Annotated in this window: 12 protein-coding genes; 7 read left to right on the top strand and 5 right to left on the bottom strand. The window is 64.7% G+C overall.

Translation table 11 applies throughout. The annotated features are described in order from the left end of the window. Positions 1-1,188: an acyl-CoA dehydrogenase family protein gene (locus ABGB19_RS18145; RefSeq protein WP_347687365.1), complete on the bottom strand. Its 1,188-nt coding sequence runs from the start codon at positions 1,186-1,188 to the stop codon at positions 1-3. A gap of 121 nt (positions 1,189-1,309) precedes the next feature. Between ABGB19_RS18145 and ABGB19_RS18140 the strand changes: the two genes are divergently transcribed. From ABGB19_RS18140 to ABGB19_RS18120, 5 genes are all read left to right on the top strand, one after another. Then, the gene (locus ABGB19_RS18140; RefSeq protein ID WP_347687364.1) at positions 1,310-2,029 is read left to right on the top strand and encodes a TetR/AcrR family transcriptional regulator; all 720 of its coding nucleotides are present in this window, start codon (positions 1,310-1,312) and stop codon (positions 2,027-2,029) included. A gap of 48 nt (positions 2,030-2,077) precedes the next feature. Continuing rightward, positions 2,078-2,902, top strand: a complete 825-nt coding sequence (locus ABGB19_RS18135; RefSeq protein ID WP_347687363.1) for an acyl-CoA thioesterase domain-containing protein — start codon at positions 2,078-2,080, stop codon at positions 2,900-2,902. Between the two features lie 139 nt (positions 2,903-3,041). Continuing rightward, positions 3,042-4,250 carry a cytochrome P450 gene (locus ABGB19_RS18130; RefSeq protein WP_347687362.1) on the top strand — a complete coding sequence of 403 codons (1,209 nt, stop codon included), beginning with the start codon at positions 3,042-3,044 and terminating at the stop codon, positions 4,248-4,250. Positions 4,251-4,284: 34 nt separating this feature from the next. Next, positions 4,285-5,121, top strand: coding sequence for a mycofactocin-coupled SDR family oxidoreductase (locus tag ABGB19_RS18125; RefSeq protein ID WP_347687361.1), 837 nt, complete (start codon positions 4,285-4,287; stop codon positions 5,119-5,121). 7 nt (positions 5,122-5,128) lie between these two features. Further along, positions 5,129-6,199: a phosphotransferase gene (locus ABGB19_RS18120; RefSeq protein WP_347687360.1), complete on the top strand. Its 1,071-nt coding sequence runs from the start codon at positions 5,129-5,131 to the stop codon at positions 6,197-6,199. A 12-nt stretch (positions 6,200-6,211) separates the two neighbouring features. Here ABGB19_RS18120 and ABGB19_RS18115 read toward each other — a convergent pair whose 3' ends face one another. Continuing rightward, a complete protein-coding gene (locus tag ABGB19_RS18115) occupies positions 6,212-7,513 on the bottom strand; it encodes an acyl-CoA dehydrogenase family protein (protein WP_347687359.1) in 1,302 nt (433 codons plus the stop codon). 275 nt (positions 7,514-7,788) lie between these two features. Here ABGB19_RS18115 and ABGB19_RS18110 point away from each other — a divergent pair, with 275 nt between their 5' ends. Both ABGB19_RS18110 and ABGB19_RS18105 read left to right on the top strand, forming a co-directional pair. Then, positions 7,789-8,532, top strand: coding sequence for a glucose 1-dehydrogenase (locus ABGB19_RS18110; protein ID WP_347687534.1), 744 nt, complete (start codon positions 7,789-7,791; stop codon positions 8,530-8,532). 36 nt (positions 8,533-8,568) lie between these two features. Further along, on the top strand, positions 8,569-9,462 hold the full coding sequence (locus ABGB19_RS18105; protein WP_347687358.1) for a mycofactocin-coupled SDR family oxidoreductase: 894 nt from the start codon (positions 8,569-8,571) through the stop codon (positions 9,460-9,462). Between the two features lie 86 nt (positions 9,463-9,548). Here the strand turns inward: ABGB19_RS18105 and ABGB19_RS18100 are convergent, their stop codons facing one another. The 3 genes from ABGB19_RS18100 to ABGB19_RS18090 are packed head-to-tail and all read right to left on the bottom strand — an operon-like array spanning position 9,549 to position 12,671. Beyond that, positions 9,549-9,953: a nuclear transport factor 2 family protein gene (locus ABGB19_RS18100; RefSeq protein WP_347687357.1), complete on the bottom strand. Its 405-nt coding sequence runs from the start codon at positions 9,951-9,953 to the stop codon at positions 9,549-9,551. Positions 9,954-9,972: 19 nt separating this feature from the next. Beyond that, a complete protein-coding gene (locus ABGB19_RS18095) occupies positions 9,973-11,178 on the bottom strand; it encodes a CoA transferase (protein ID WP_347687356.1) in 1,206 nt (401 codons plus the stop codon). After that, positions 11,175-12,671 (bottom strand): aldehyde dehydrogenase family protein, encoded by a 1,497-nt coding sequence (locus tag ABGB19_RS18090; RefSeq protein WP_347687533.1) that lies wholly within the window; start codon positions 12,669-12,671, stop codon positions 11,175-11,177. Before ABGB19_RS18090 ends, ABGB19_RS18095 begins: the two co-directional genes overlap by 4 nt. Positions 12,672-12,733: the final 62 nt, after the last annotated feature.

Genomic DNA, 12,733 nt, shown 5'->3' with positions numbered 1-12,733 from the left:
CTAGTTGCGGGGCAGGCCCAGCAGGCGCTGGGCGATGATATTGCGTTGGATTTCCGAGGTGCCGCCGGCGATCGTGCCGCCGAAGGTGCGGACGTAGCGGTCGAACCAACCGCCGCGATACAGGTCGAGGTGTTGCGCGCTGTACGGGCCGGAGAAATCGGGGTGGTTCAACCCGTCGGCGCCCGCGGCCGCCAGCGAATACTCCGTCGCCGACTGCGACGCCTCCGAGCCGAGGAGTTTGAGCACCGACAGAGCGGGCACGTCCTCCTCGCCTCGCGCAGCGCGGGCCAACGCCACCGAGCCGAGCAGGCGCAACGCCTGGTTGTCCATCACCAGGCCGGCGTAGCGGTCACGATCCAGCGCAGATGAGGGACCGAAGTCTTCGACCAACTCCTGCAGGCGGTCGGCATAGCTGAGCCACAACATGTTCCGCTCGTGTCCGAGCGATCCGTTGGCGACCCGCCAACCCTTGTTCAGGGGCCCGACGAGGTTTTCCGCGGGCACCCGGACGTCGTTGAAGAACACCTCGTTGAAGTCGAGGTCGTTCTGGTCGCACACCGACGCGAACGGGCGCCGCACCACTCCGGGCAAATCGGTCGGGATCATCAGCACGCTGATGCCCTTGTGCTTGGCGGCATTCGGATCAGTGCGAACAAAAGTCAGCAGCACGTCGGCGTCGTGCGCGCCCGACGTCCACACCTTCTGCCCGTTGACGACGAAGTAGGGCTCGTCGACGTCAGAGATAAACACAGCCCTGGTGCGCAGCGACGCCAGGTCCGATCCCGCACCCGGCTCGCTCATGCCGAGCGACGCGGTGATCTCGGCGCGCAGGATCGGCACCGCCCATCGCCGTTGCTGTTCGGGCGTGCCGAACGAGATCAGCGACGCGGAGATGATGCCGACACCTTGCGGGTTGAACGTCAGATAGACGCGCCGACGCGCCAACTCCTGCTGGTGCACGTACTGCTGCAGGATCGTGGCGTTGCGGCCCCCGAATTCCGGCGGGTAGCCAGGCAGCAGCCAGCCGTTGTCGAACATCAGCCGCTGCCAGTCCCGCGCCCAGCCGGGAACGTCGCTGCTCGACCCGGAGCGCTCCAGCGCGACGGCGTCGGGGGGAAGATGTTCGTCGAGGAAAGCGTCGAACTCGGCGCGGAAATCCTCGACGTCGGCATCGAAGGTGAGCTGCACAGGTCTCCCGCCGAACGAAACTTATGTAGGGCTTCTATTATCTCGAAAGTGAGAATACTATTCTCATGGTGCGAAAGTTACAATCTCTGACACGTTGGCCGCGAGGGGGTCGAGGACCGCAATGGCAAGGCGTTCTCCGGTACAGTCAGTTCATGTTCTCCCCAGTCGGTCGGCGTCTGAGCCGCCGTTGACGACCCCCAGCGAAGAGCCGGCCTGGAAGCAGCGCGCCGTCGAGCGGTCGATCAAGACCGCCAAGCTCCGGGCCGCGCAGCGCGTGCAGCGGTTCCTCGATGCCGCCCAGGCGATCATCATCGAGAAAGGCAGCACCGACTTCACCGTGCAGGAGGTCGTCGACCGGTCGCGGCAGTCGCTGCGCAGCTTCTACCTGCAGTTCGACGGTAAGCATGAGCTGTTGTTGGCGCTGTTCGAGGACGCGCTGAGCCGATCCGCGGACCAGATCCGCGCCGCTACCACCACCGAGGATGAGCCGATCGAGCGGCTCAAGGTCGCTGTCACGCTGCTGTTCGAGTCGTCGCGGCCGGATCCGACCGCCAAGCGCCCGCTGTTCACCGACTTCGCGCCGCGCCTGCTGCTGTCACACCCTGCCGAGGTGAAGATCGCGCACGCGCCGCTGCTGGCCCTGCTCACCGAGCTGATGGAATTGGCCAGCGACGCAGGTCAGCTGCGGGATGGCATCAACCCGAAGCGGATGGCCGCGATGACCATGCAGACGGTCATGTTCGTAGCGCAGTCCAGCGGCGAGGCGTCGGACGGCACCGTGCACCCCATCACCGCCGAAGAAGTATGGGACTTCTGCTCCCACGGATTCGCCGCCGGCTAGTTCGAGAATCCCGTTCTCACCAGCGAGAATTTCACTTACACTCGCCGGGTGTCCGATCTCTGGCCCGACCTGCTTTCCTGTCTCGATGTCGTCGCGTCGGCGGCGCCGGACGGCGATACGACCCTCTTTGAGGGCCGCAATCAGCAGCTGAACTACCACCGCGTGTTCGGTGGCCAGCTTCTCGCCCAGTTCCTCCGGATCGCCGCACTAACCTTCCCGGATAAGGCGGTCAAGTCGCAGCACGTGGTCTTCGCCAAGGAGGGCCGGGCCGATGAGCCCATCACCTTCCGGGCGACCCGACAGCACGAGGGCCGCTCCTTCGCCGCGATGACGATCACCGCCACGCAGAGCCGAGGCGTCGTGGCGACCTCATCGATCAGCCTGCACACGCTCGAGGGCGGTCCCGAGCATCAGGACGTCGAGCCGACCACCGCGGTGCTGGGAACGGAACACGAAGTGGCACTTGACTTGATCCCCTGGGAAACCCGGGCGGCCGTCGACCTCAACGCAACGACGACGGGTCCCCCGCGGTTCGAGTTCTGGATGCGCACCCCGGCGGTCGAGGCCGAACTGGCCCTGGCCCTGACGGCGTACGCCACCGACTTGACGCTCATCGGCACGGCCCTGCGGCCCATCGACGGAGCGGGCCAGCGCGGCAACGGCACGAAGTTCACCTCCGCCGTCACCTCGCACACCGTATGGTTCCATCGGCCGTTCACCACCGACGACTGGCTTCTCCTGCGCCAACACAGCCCGTTGCTCGCGGGGGGCCGCACATTCGGGCGAGGCGACGTCATCACGCGGGACGGCGTTCTGGTGGCGTCCTACGCGCAGGAGGCGCTGGTGCGCTTCCCCACGTCAGAGGCCGGTTGAGAAGCTGGTTCTGCTAAGCGGAGAGTACAAATTGCCGAAAACGATTCGCTTGTTGACACCCTCGCGTAGCGAATGCCAGAGTTGTGAGACAAATACCAGTCCCATGTCTTACCGACCAGCATCCGGCGAGAGGCGGCCCGTGACGATCAGTGCCGAGAACCCGACGGTTGAGGCCGTCCACTTCGACCCATACGACGTCGAACTCAACGCTGATCCCTACCCGATGTTCCGCAGGCTGCGCGAGGAGCGGCCGCTGTACTACAACGGGCAGCACGACTTCTACGCGATCAGCCGCTTCGCCGATGTCAACAAGGCACTCGTCGATCACGAGACATTCAGCTCTGCCCGCGGCGCGATCGTCGAGTTGATCAAGGCCAACATCGACATTCCGCCCGGCACAGTGATTTTCGAGGACCCGCCGATCCACGACATCCACCGCAAGCTGCTGGCCCGCATGTTCACACCGCGCAAGGTCAATGCGCTGGAGCCCATCATCCGCGAGTACTGCGCGCAGAGCCTCGATCCGCTGATCGGAGCCGAGCGATTCGACTTCGTCGCCGACCTCGGCGCCCAGATGCCGATGAAGGTGATCAGCGCGCTGCTGGGCATCCCCGAGGACGACCAGGAGATGATCCGCGACCACGCCAACGCGCAGATGCGCACCGAGGCCGGCCAACCGATGAAGGCCGACGGTTTCGTCACCGGTGAGCTGTTCGAGACCTATATCGACTGGCGCGTCGATCACCCGTCCGACGACATCATGACCGAACTTCTCAACGCGGAGTTCGTCGACGAGACCGGCACCACGCGCCACCTGACCCGTCAGGAGCTGCTGACTTACCTCAATGTGGTGGCGGGCGCGGGCAACGAGACAACGACGCGGCTGATCGGCTGGGCGGGCAAGGTACTGGCCGAACATCCCGACCAGCGCCGTGAACTCGCCGAAAACCCGGCCCTGATCCCCCAGGCAATCGAGGAGCTGCTGCGGTTCGAACCGCCCGCACCGCACGTGGCCCGCTACGTCACCCGCGACGTCGAGCTCTATGGCCAGACGGTACCGGAGGGCAGTGTGATGATGATGCTCATCGGCGCCGCGGTTCGGGACCACCGGCAGTTCCCACCCGACGGGGACGTCTTCGACATCCACCGAGAAGCGCGGCAGCACTTGGCATTCAGCGTCGGCACGCACTACTGCCTGGGCTCCGCGCTGGCCCGGCTGGAAGGCCGCGTCGCCCTGGAGGAGATCCTCAAACGCTTCCCCGAATGGGACGTCGACATGGCCAACGCGACGCTGTCCCCGACGTCGACCGTCCGCGGCTGGGAGTCAATGCCGGCCATCCTTCCGTGAACCCACCTGTAGCAACAACGAATTGAGGTAACGAATGACTGGACGTGTTGAAGGCAAGGTCGCTTTCATCACCGGCGCCGCCCGTGGCCAGGGCCGCGCGCACGCCGTGAAGCTGGCGCAAGAGGGCGCCGACATCATCGCCGTCGACATCTGTAAGCAGATCGACAGCGTCCAGATCCCGTTGGCGACGCCCGAGGATCTCGCTGAAACGGCCGATCTCGTCAAGGGTTTCAACCGCCGGATCTACACCGCCGAGGTCGACACCCGTGACTTCGACGCGCTGAAGGCCGCCGTCGACGCCGGTGTCGAGCAACTGGGCCGGCTGGACATCATCGTCGCCAACGCCGGCATCGGTAATGGCGGTGCCACGCTGGACAAGACCAGCGAAGAAGACTGGACCGACATGATCGACGTCAACCTCGGCGGCGTGTGGAAGACCGTCAAAGCCGGGGTGCCGCACATCCTCGCCGGCGGCCGCGGCGGTTCGATCATCCTGACCAGTTCGGTCGGCGGCCTGAAGGCCTACCCGCACACCGGCCACTACGTCGCCGCCAAACACGGTGTGGTCGGCTTGATGCGCACCTTCGCCGTCGAACTCGGAGCGCAGAACATCCGGGTGAACTCCGTGCACCCGACCAACGTGAACACCCCCCTGTTCATGAACGAGGGCACGATGAAGCTGTTCCGGCCCGACCTGGAGAATCCGGGCCCGGACGACATGAAGGTTGTCGGCCAGATGATGCACACGCTGCCGATCGGTTGGGTGGAGCCCGAAGACATCGCCAACGCCGTGCTCTTCCTGGCCTCCGACGAAAGCCGTTACATCACCGGCGTGACGCTGCCCGTCGACGGCGGCAGCTGCTTGAAGTAGCGCGCACGTGACTGCCGCAGAGTTGTCGCTGCCGCGCAACTGGGATGAGATCACTCCGACCTGGATGACCGCGGCGCTCGCAGGTCAATTTCCGGGCGCCACGGTCGACGGTGTCACCGTCGCACTCCGAGACGACGGCACCAACCGACGCGCGCGGCTGGCGCTGCGGTATTCGGGGGGTTCGGGGCCGGCGACAGTGTTCGCCAAGGCCGTCGACCCCGACCACGCCGAACTCGTCGCATTGACCAGCGGCCTGTTTCATGAACCGCGGCTGTTCAGCTCGGATGTCGAGCTGCCGCTTGATCATCCGGAGGTCTACGCGGCGCTGATCGACGAGCCCGGGTCGAACTTCCTGATGATCATGGAGGACGTCGTCGCGCGGGGTGCCGACCCGCGCGACTCCACCCGACCGATGTCGATCGAGCAGGTGGCCAACGGAGTTCGCGGGTTGGCGCGGATGCACAGCAAATTTTGGGGCGACCGGCTGGCGGCGACTCCCGGGCTCGACTGGCTGGAACCGTTCGTCGCTTTCGAAGGGCTCGAGTACGCGCCGCTGCACATCGCGCACGAACGGCTCGGCGACACCGTCGCCTCCGAGATCCTCGCGCTCAGCGGCACGGAACTCTTCGTCGAGATCTGGGCCCGCTACATCGGCACCCTGACCACGACGCCGCAGACGCTGCTGCACGGTGACCCGCACATCGGCAACACTTATGTGCTGCCGGGAGACGAGGTGGGTTTCCTCGACTGGCAGATGGCCCGGCGTGGCAACTGGTCGCTCGACCTCGGCTACTTCCTGCAGGGCGCGTTGACGATCGAGGACCGCCGGCGCGCAGAGCGGGATCTGCTCGACGAATACCGGACCGCACTCGCCCTGCCCGCCGACGAGAAGCCCTCCGCCGAGGAGGTCTGGCTGCGCTATCGCGCATCGGTCGCGCACGGGCTGGCCATCTGGATGGCGACCTTGTCCGGCGGCGACGCGTGGCAGGGCGCCGACATCTGCCTCGCGTTGGCGCAACGCTATTCGGCGGCGTTCATCGACCTCGACACCCGAGCGGCGTTGACTGCCTTGGATTAGGCACGACAACCACTACAGATTTCCGACCTCGAGGTCGAGGTACTCGGCGAACTTGGCACACGCCGCCTCACGCTTGCCTGGGAGCCATTCGCTGGGCCACATGTCCTCCGTCGGTGTGTAGCCGCGGAGGACCTGTTTTGCCACGGTGGTTTTGTGCACCTCGGTCGGGCCGTCGACCAACCCCATCACGGCTGCGCCGTGGACCATCTTGAACAACGGCATCTCGTTGGTGACGCCCAACGCTCCGTGGACCTGCATTGCTCGCCAAGCGATGTCGTGCAACACGGTCGGCATGACGGCCTTCACCGCCGCGATGTCCTTGCGGACCTTGTTGTAATCGTTGTACCGGTCGATCTGCCACGCGGTGTAGAGCACGAACAGCCGGAACTGCATCAACTGCGCGTAGGAGTCTGCGATGAACCCCTGGACGAACTGCTTGTCCGACAGCCGGCTGCCCTGCGTCTCGCGACTCAGTGCGCGCTCACACATCATGTCCAGTGCCTTCTGCGCGAAGCCGATGGTGCGCATCGCGTGGTGAATCCGCCCACCGCCCAGGCGAGTTTGGGCTATCGCGAACGCGTGGCCCTCGCCGCCCAACAGTGATTCCGCAGGCACCCGGACATTGTCGTAGTGGATGAGCGCGTGAGATCCCTCGTTGTCGGGTTCACCATGGAGCCCAACATTGCGGACGATGTTCACTCCAGGCGTGTCAGTGGGCACAAGGAACATCGACATTCCCTTGTATGGACTGACGTCTGGGTTGGTCACCACCATCACGATGAGAAACGAGGCGGTTCTCGCGTTTGACGAGAAGAACTTCCACCCGTTGATCACCCAGCCATCGCCATCGCGCGTCGCACGAGTCTCGAAGCGCGTGGGATCGGCGCCCCCCTGCGGTTCGGTCATCGAGTAACTGGAGAACAACTCACCGTCGAGCAGCGGTTGCAGGTAGCGATCCTTCTGCGCCTCGGTGCCGTAGTGGGCGATGATCTCGGCGTTGCCGGTATCGGGGGCCTGACAGCCGAATACGATAGGGGCCCATTGTGAGCGCCCGAGAACCTCGTTGAGCAGGGCCAACTTCAGCTGGCCATGACCCTGGCCACCGAACTCGGGCCCCAGATGCGTGGCCCACAAACCCTTTTCCCGAACTCTCTGCTTCAGCGGGACGATTGCCTTTCGACGGGCGTCGGTCAATGGCACGAACTCCAGGTTGGGCCAGACCAGGTCCAGTGGTTCAACCTCGTCGCGTACAAATGCGTCCGCCCAGTCCAACAACTTCTGATACTCGGGTTCGGTTTCGAAGTCCCAGGCCACACGACCTCCAAGTCTCGACTGCCTCTTGGGTAATAGGTAAGACCCAGTCAACTATTTTTGTCAAGCGGTCGCGACGGCGAGCTAGCTGAGTGCACGCGAGGAAATAGTTGACTCGGTCGCATGTCTGCGGCTAGGTTTTCCGATGACCCAATCAGCCGGTGCCGAACCGGGCCCTCGGGAAGTGGAGGTCGCGTGACCGCATCCGTCGGCTTAACAACGTATCCCTCTGCCCCTTCTGGGAACCGGGAGTGAGGGCCCTCCCCGAGCTGCTCGATATGACGGGCAGGGTTGCGGTTGTCACCGGCGGCAGTCGCGGCATCGGCCGGGCGGTCGCGGAAGGGTTTGCCATGGCCGGGGCCGACGTCGTAATCGCCAGCCGCAAGCTGGACAGCTGTGAGCGGGCCGCCAAGGAGATTGAGGCCGCCGCCGGGCGGCGCGCGCTGCCGGTCGCCTGCCACGTCGGACGATGGAGCGACGCCGACGTCCTCCTGGATGCGGTTTACGACGCCTTCGGCCGGTGTGACGTCCTGGTCAACAACGCCGGGATGTCGCCCGTCTACGAAAACCTGCCGTCGGTCACCGAAGAGCTCTACGACAAGGTCCACGCCGTCAACGCCCGTGGGCCGTTCCGGTTGAGCGCACTGTTCGGAACGCGAATGGCCGAGGGCGACGGTGGCTCGATCATCAATGTGACGACCGCGGGCACGCTTCGGCCGGACGCCACCGACTTGCCGTACGCGATGGCCAAGGCGGGGCTCAACGCGCTCACACTCGCACTCGCCGGGGCATGGGCGCCGAAGGTGCGGGCGAATCTGGTGATGCCCGGCGCGTTCGACACCGACATCTCGAAGGCGTGGGGCCCCGAAATGCAGGCCCAGGCCGCGGCGATCAATCCCATGAAACGCATAGGCGTGCCGGATGATATGGCGGGGTTGTGCGTTTTCCTGGCCAGCGATGCGGCGGGTTATATAAACGGCGCTCAAGTGCTCGTCGATGGTGGGTTGTTCCGCTCGCTGTGACGGCATTTGTACAAATACGAAAGGGGCGAGAAGCTCATGGCAGGACGCATGGACGGCAAAGTCTCGTTCATCACTGGCGCAGGACGTGGTCAGGGGCGGGCACACGCCGTACTGCAGGCGCGCGAAGGCGCCGACGTCATCGCCATCGACATCTGTGACGACATCGAATCCAACCCGTATCCGATGGCGAGCTGGGACGACCTGATCGAAACGCAGCGACTGGTCGAGAAGGAGGGTCGCCGCTGTGTGGCGGTCAAGGCAGATGTCCGGAATCGGAATCAACTCGCCGAGGCGCTGAACCAGGGGGTCGCCGAATTGGGGCGGCTGACCACCGTCATGGCGAACGCGGGGATCCTGCCCATGGCCATGGGCGACCCACAGCCACTGGACTTCCAGGATGCCGTCGATGTCGATTTGATAGGTGTGATGAACACCATCGCGGTCGCCGTTCCTCATCTCGTCCCGGCCGGCACCGGCGCCTCGATCATCGTTACCGGCTCCACCGCTGCGTTGATCCCCAACACTGCCAACGACGTGAACGACCCGCGCAGGATCATGGGTCCTGGCGGCGCCGGTTACAGCTGGTCCAAGCAGACGTTGGTGAGCTACGCGCAGCAGATGGCGCTGCACCTCGCGCCGACAGGGATTCGGATCAACGTCGTGCATCCGACCAACTGCAACACCCATCTGATGAACGCCCAAGGCATCTACCAGCTCTTCCGACCCGACCTGCAGGGCGAGGTGCGCAAGGAGGACTTCCAGCCGGCTTCGGAGTTCTACCACGCCCTTCCCACAGCGTGGCTGGAGCCCGAGGACGTGGCCGAACTCGTGTTGTTCCTCGCCTCGGATGCGTCGAAACACATGACTGGCGCGAGTATTCCGCTCGATGCGGGCTGCATGGTCAAGTGGCCTAACGGCCCCGGGCAATGAATCGGTCGGCGCAAGCGCACGCCGACCCCCATACTCATCCGATTCCGTAAGTAGCCGTTGCGCGCGGCGTGCCCTGCGCGCGTTGATCAGGAAAACAGCACCGCCATCCGCACCGGGTTGAAATACTCTTTGAACAGCACGATCTTGTCGCCGTCGAATTTGAAGACGGTGATGTAGGAGTTCTGATATCTCCCCTCACGGCCCTTCAAAGGACTATCACTGTGGTACTCACCGATGACGGTGTCGGCTTCGCTGACGTCGTACCACCGGTCGTAGGCGAAGTCCATCCGTTCGAACATGAGCGGAACCGTGCCCCGGAGACGTTCGACGATGGCCGGCCCTCCTTCGGCCGGCGGCATCTCGTCGACAAACGGGGCGAGCATCACCGCGTTGGCAGCCAGATGCTGGGCGACGCGGTCGAAGTCGAGGTTTCCGATGCTGTCGACAAAATCGGTCGCGATGGCTACGCGTCGATCGAAAGTGGACGGCACGGCGCTGCTCCTCACTGGATCAGGTGACGGCACCCGCGGCCTTGAGTTCGATGATGCGATCCCAATCGAGGCCTAGTTCCTCCAGTATCTCGTCGGTCTGTTCGGCGAAACCGGGCGCGGGCCGTGGGTCCGATGCCCCGACGTCGAACTGCACCGGATTGGTCACCAAATCGAGACCACCTGCCGCACAGATGTATTCGTTCTCCCGGACCTGAATGTCGCGGGCGACCTGCAAGGTGTCTTGCACCGGGGCCCACGGCCCCGCCAACGTGGCGAATCGCTCCGACCACTCGGCGAGCGTCCGGGTGGATATCGCCTTGGTGAGGATCTCGACCGCCTCCGCCGTGTGCTGGCCGATCGACTCCGCATCGGCGAAGCGGACATCGTCAGCCAGTTCCGGCCGGTCGATGTGCCGACATACGTCGGCCCAGAACCGAGCCGGCTGCATCATGACGAAGGAGATATACCGGTCGTCCGCGGTCGCATATAGCCCCACAAGCGGATTGGTCGGCGATCCATGTGCTCCTGGTGGCGGTGCCACAAGTCGTTGGCCGACATGATTGGTCAGCGCTACCGTATGGCTCAGTGCCCATAATCCGCTGCCGAGCAACGAGACATCGACGACCGACGGTTGACCGCTCCGCTCGCGCTTGAACAATGCCGCCGCGATCCCGGCCGCCAGGTTCGTACCGGAGATGGTGTCCCCGTACGCCGGTCCGGGAGGCGTGATCATTCCGTCGACGCCCTGCGGGGTGACGGTGGCCGCGGCACCGGACCGGCACCAAAAGGCGGTCATGTCATAGCCGCCTTTACCCGCTTCGGGCCCCCGGGGTCCGAAAGCGCTTCCGCGCGCGTAAATGATATCGGGGTTGACCGCGCGGATGTCATCCACGTCGATCGCGAACTTGCTGCGGTGCGCCGGAAGGAAGCTGGTCAGGAAGACGTCCGCCCGCCGAACCAGCTCGTACAGTACCGACCTGCCCTCCTGCGTCGACACATCGAGCCCGATACTGCGTTTGCCCCGGTTCGCGTTGTCCACGTTCGGATTCGGGTCGCCAGTCACCTGCAGCGTTCCCACCTGACGCAGCCCGCGCTGCGGATCACCGGTGACCGGATGTTCGATCTTGATGACATCGGCCCCCCACTCCGCCAGCACCGCACCGGCAGTCGGGACGAACGCATACATGGCGACCTCGACGACGCGGACGCCTTCGATCGGCTTCACGCGACCACCTCCGCGATAGTCTTGCGCTCGAGATACTCCTCTAATCCGGCGACACCCATTTCCCTGCCGATGCCGGACTGTTTGTACCCGCCGAACGGACTGTCCGGGGCGGAGTAGTTGCCGCCGTTGATGCTGAACGTCCCCGTCCTGATCCGTCGCGCGATCCTGATTGCCCGGTCCCGGCTGCCGAACACGGCCCCGGAGAGGCCGTAGATCGAATTGTTGGCGATGCGCACCGCATCGTCGTCATCGTCGTAAGGCAGAACGACCAGTACCGGTCCGAACACCTCTTCCTGGGCGATCTCGCTGTCGGGATCAACATCGGTGAGCAGCGTCGGGGCGTAGAAGTACCCCGGGTCGAGCCGCTGGCCCCCCGCCACCAACCTCGCACCCGCCGCGACCGCGCGCTTCACCATCGCGTCGACCTTGTCGCGTTGCCGCCCGCTGATCAACGGCCCCATGAAGGTCGCGGGATCAGCCGGGTCACCGTGGGTGATGAGCCCGAAGTTCTGGCGCACCAACTCGACGAGTTCGTCATGGTGTGCTCGCGGCACGAGCAGCCGTGATGTCTGCGCACAACCTTGACCCGCGTGTGAGGTGATCATGAACGCTGCCATCATGGCGCAGGCCTGGAAATCGGCGTCGTCCAGGATGATTGCGGCCGACTTTCCCCCGAGTTCCAGGAAGACCCGCTTGACGGTCTCGCTGGCCGAAGCCATGACACGCCGTCCGGTCGCGGTGGAACCGGTGAACGTGATGACGTCCACGTCCGGGCTGCTGGTCAGCGCCGCACCGACTTCAGCCGCCGTCGAACTCAACACGTTGACCACTCCGGGCGGGATATCGGTCTCGGTGGCGACCAGCTCGCCCAGCGCCAGCGTGATCAACGGCGTGTCCGGCGCGCCCTTGAGCACGATGGTGCAGCCCGCGGCCAATGCCGGTGAGAGCTTGGCCAGCGCCAGCTGATTGGGATAGTTGTAGCCGATGATCGCGCCGACGACGCCGGCCGCCTCCTTCTCCACCCATCGGTGGTGACGCTGGCCCATGCTGTCGATCTCACCGAGATCTTCCGACATCGGGTAGGTCCTGAGTAGATCTGCGTAGTAGCGAACGATGCCGATTGGAGTCTCGAGTTGCGGCCCGTCGGTCAACATACCGGTGGCGCCGACTTCGGCGATTGTCAAGTCGCGGAGTTCGGCTCGATGCCGGATGAGTGCCTCGTGCAGTTGGTCGAGGCAACGTATCCGAAGATCGACATCCGTCGACCACGACGTGCAGTCGAATGCTCGGCGCGCGGCGGTGATCGCCTCGAGGGCGTCGGGCACCGACGCATTCGGTGCATGCCCGATCACCTCTCCGGTGGCGGGATTGGTCGACGGGAAGCTGTCCTCAGCCGCTACCAACCGCCCGTCGATCAGCATGCGTCTGGCGACCTCGCGAGCACGGTCGGGCGCAACATCGGCCGAGTCGCTGCGGGTGGTGTTTGCTGCCATTTCCGGTGCGGTCATCGATCCTCCCTGGCGTGTTGACGTGAGCCGGCGACATCACGTGCTCG

The organism is Mycobacterium sp. B14F4, from assembly GCF_039871645.1.
Classification (GTDB): domain Bacteria; phylum Actinomycetota; class Actinomycetes; order Mycobacteriales; family Mycobacteriaceae; genus Mycobacterium.
The sequence above is the reverse complement of the archived record's forward strand: the minus strand, read 5'-3'. Positions and strand labels throughout refer to the sequence as shown.

Excerpts from the sequence above, each read along its gene's own strand:
- ABGB19_RS18140 (WP_347687364.1), top strand. The coding sequence starts at position 1,310 with ATGGCAAGGCGTTCTCCGGTACAGTCAGTTCATGTTCTCCCCAGTCGG.
- ABGB19_RS18125 (WP_347687361.1), top strand. The coding sequence starts at position 4,285 with ATGACTGGACGTGTTGAAGGCAAGGTCGCTTTCATCACCGGCGCCGCC.
- ABGB19_RS18110 (WP_347687534.1), top strand. The coding sequence starts at position 7,789 with ATGACGGGCAGGGTTGCGGTTGTCACCGGCGGCAGTCGCGGCATCGGC.
- ABGB19_RS18105 (WP_347687358.1), top strand. The coding sequence starts at position 8,569 with ATGGCAGGACGCATGGACGGCAAAGTCTCGTTCATCACTGGCGCAGGA.
- ABGB19_RS18090 (WP_347687533.1), bottom strand. The coding sequence starts at position 12,671 with ATGGCAGCAAACACCACCCGCAGCGACTCGGCCGATGTTGCGCCCGAC.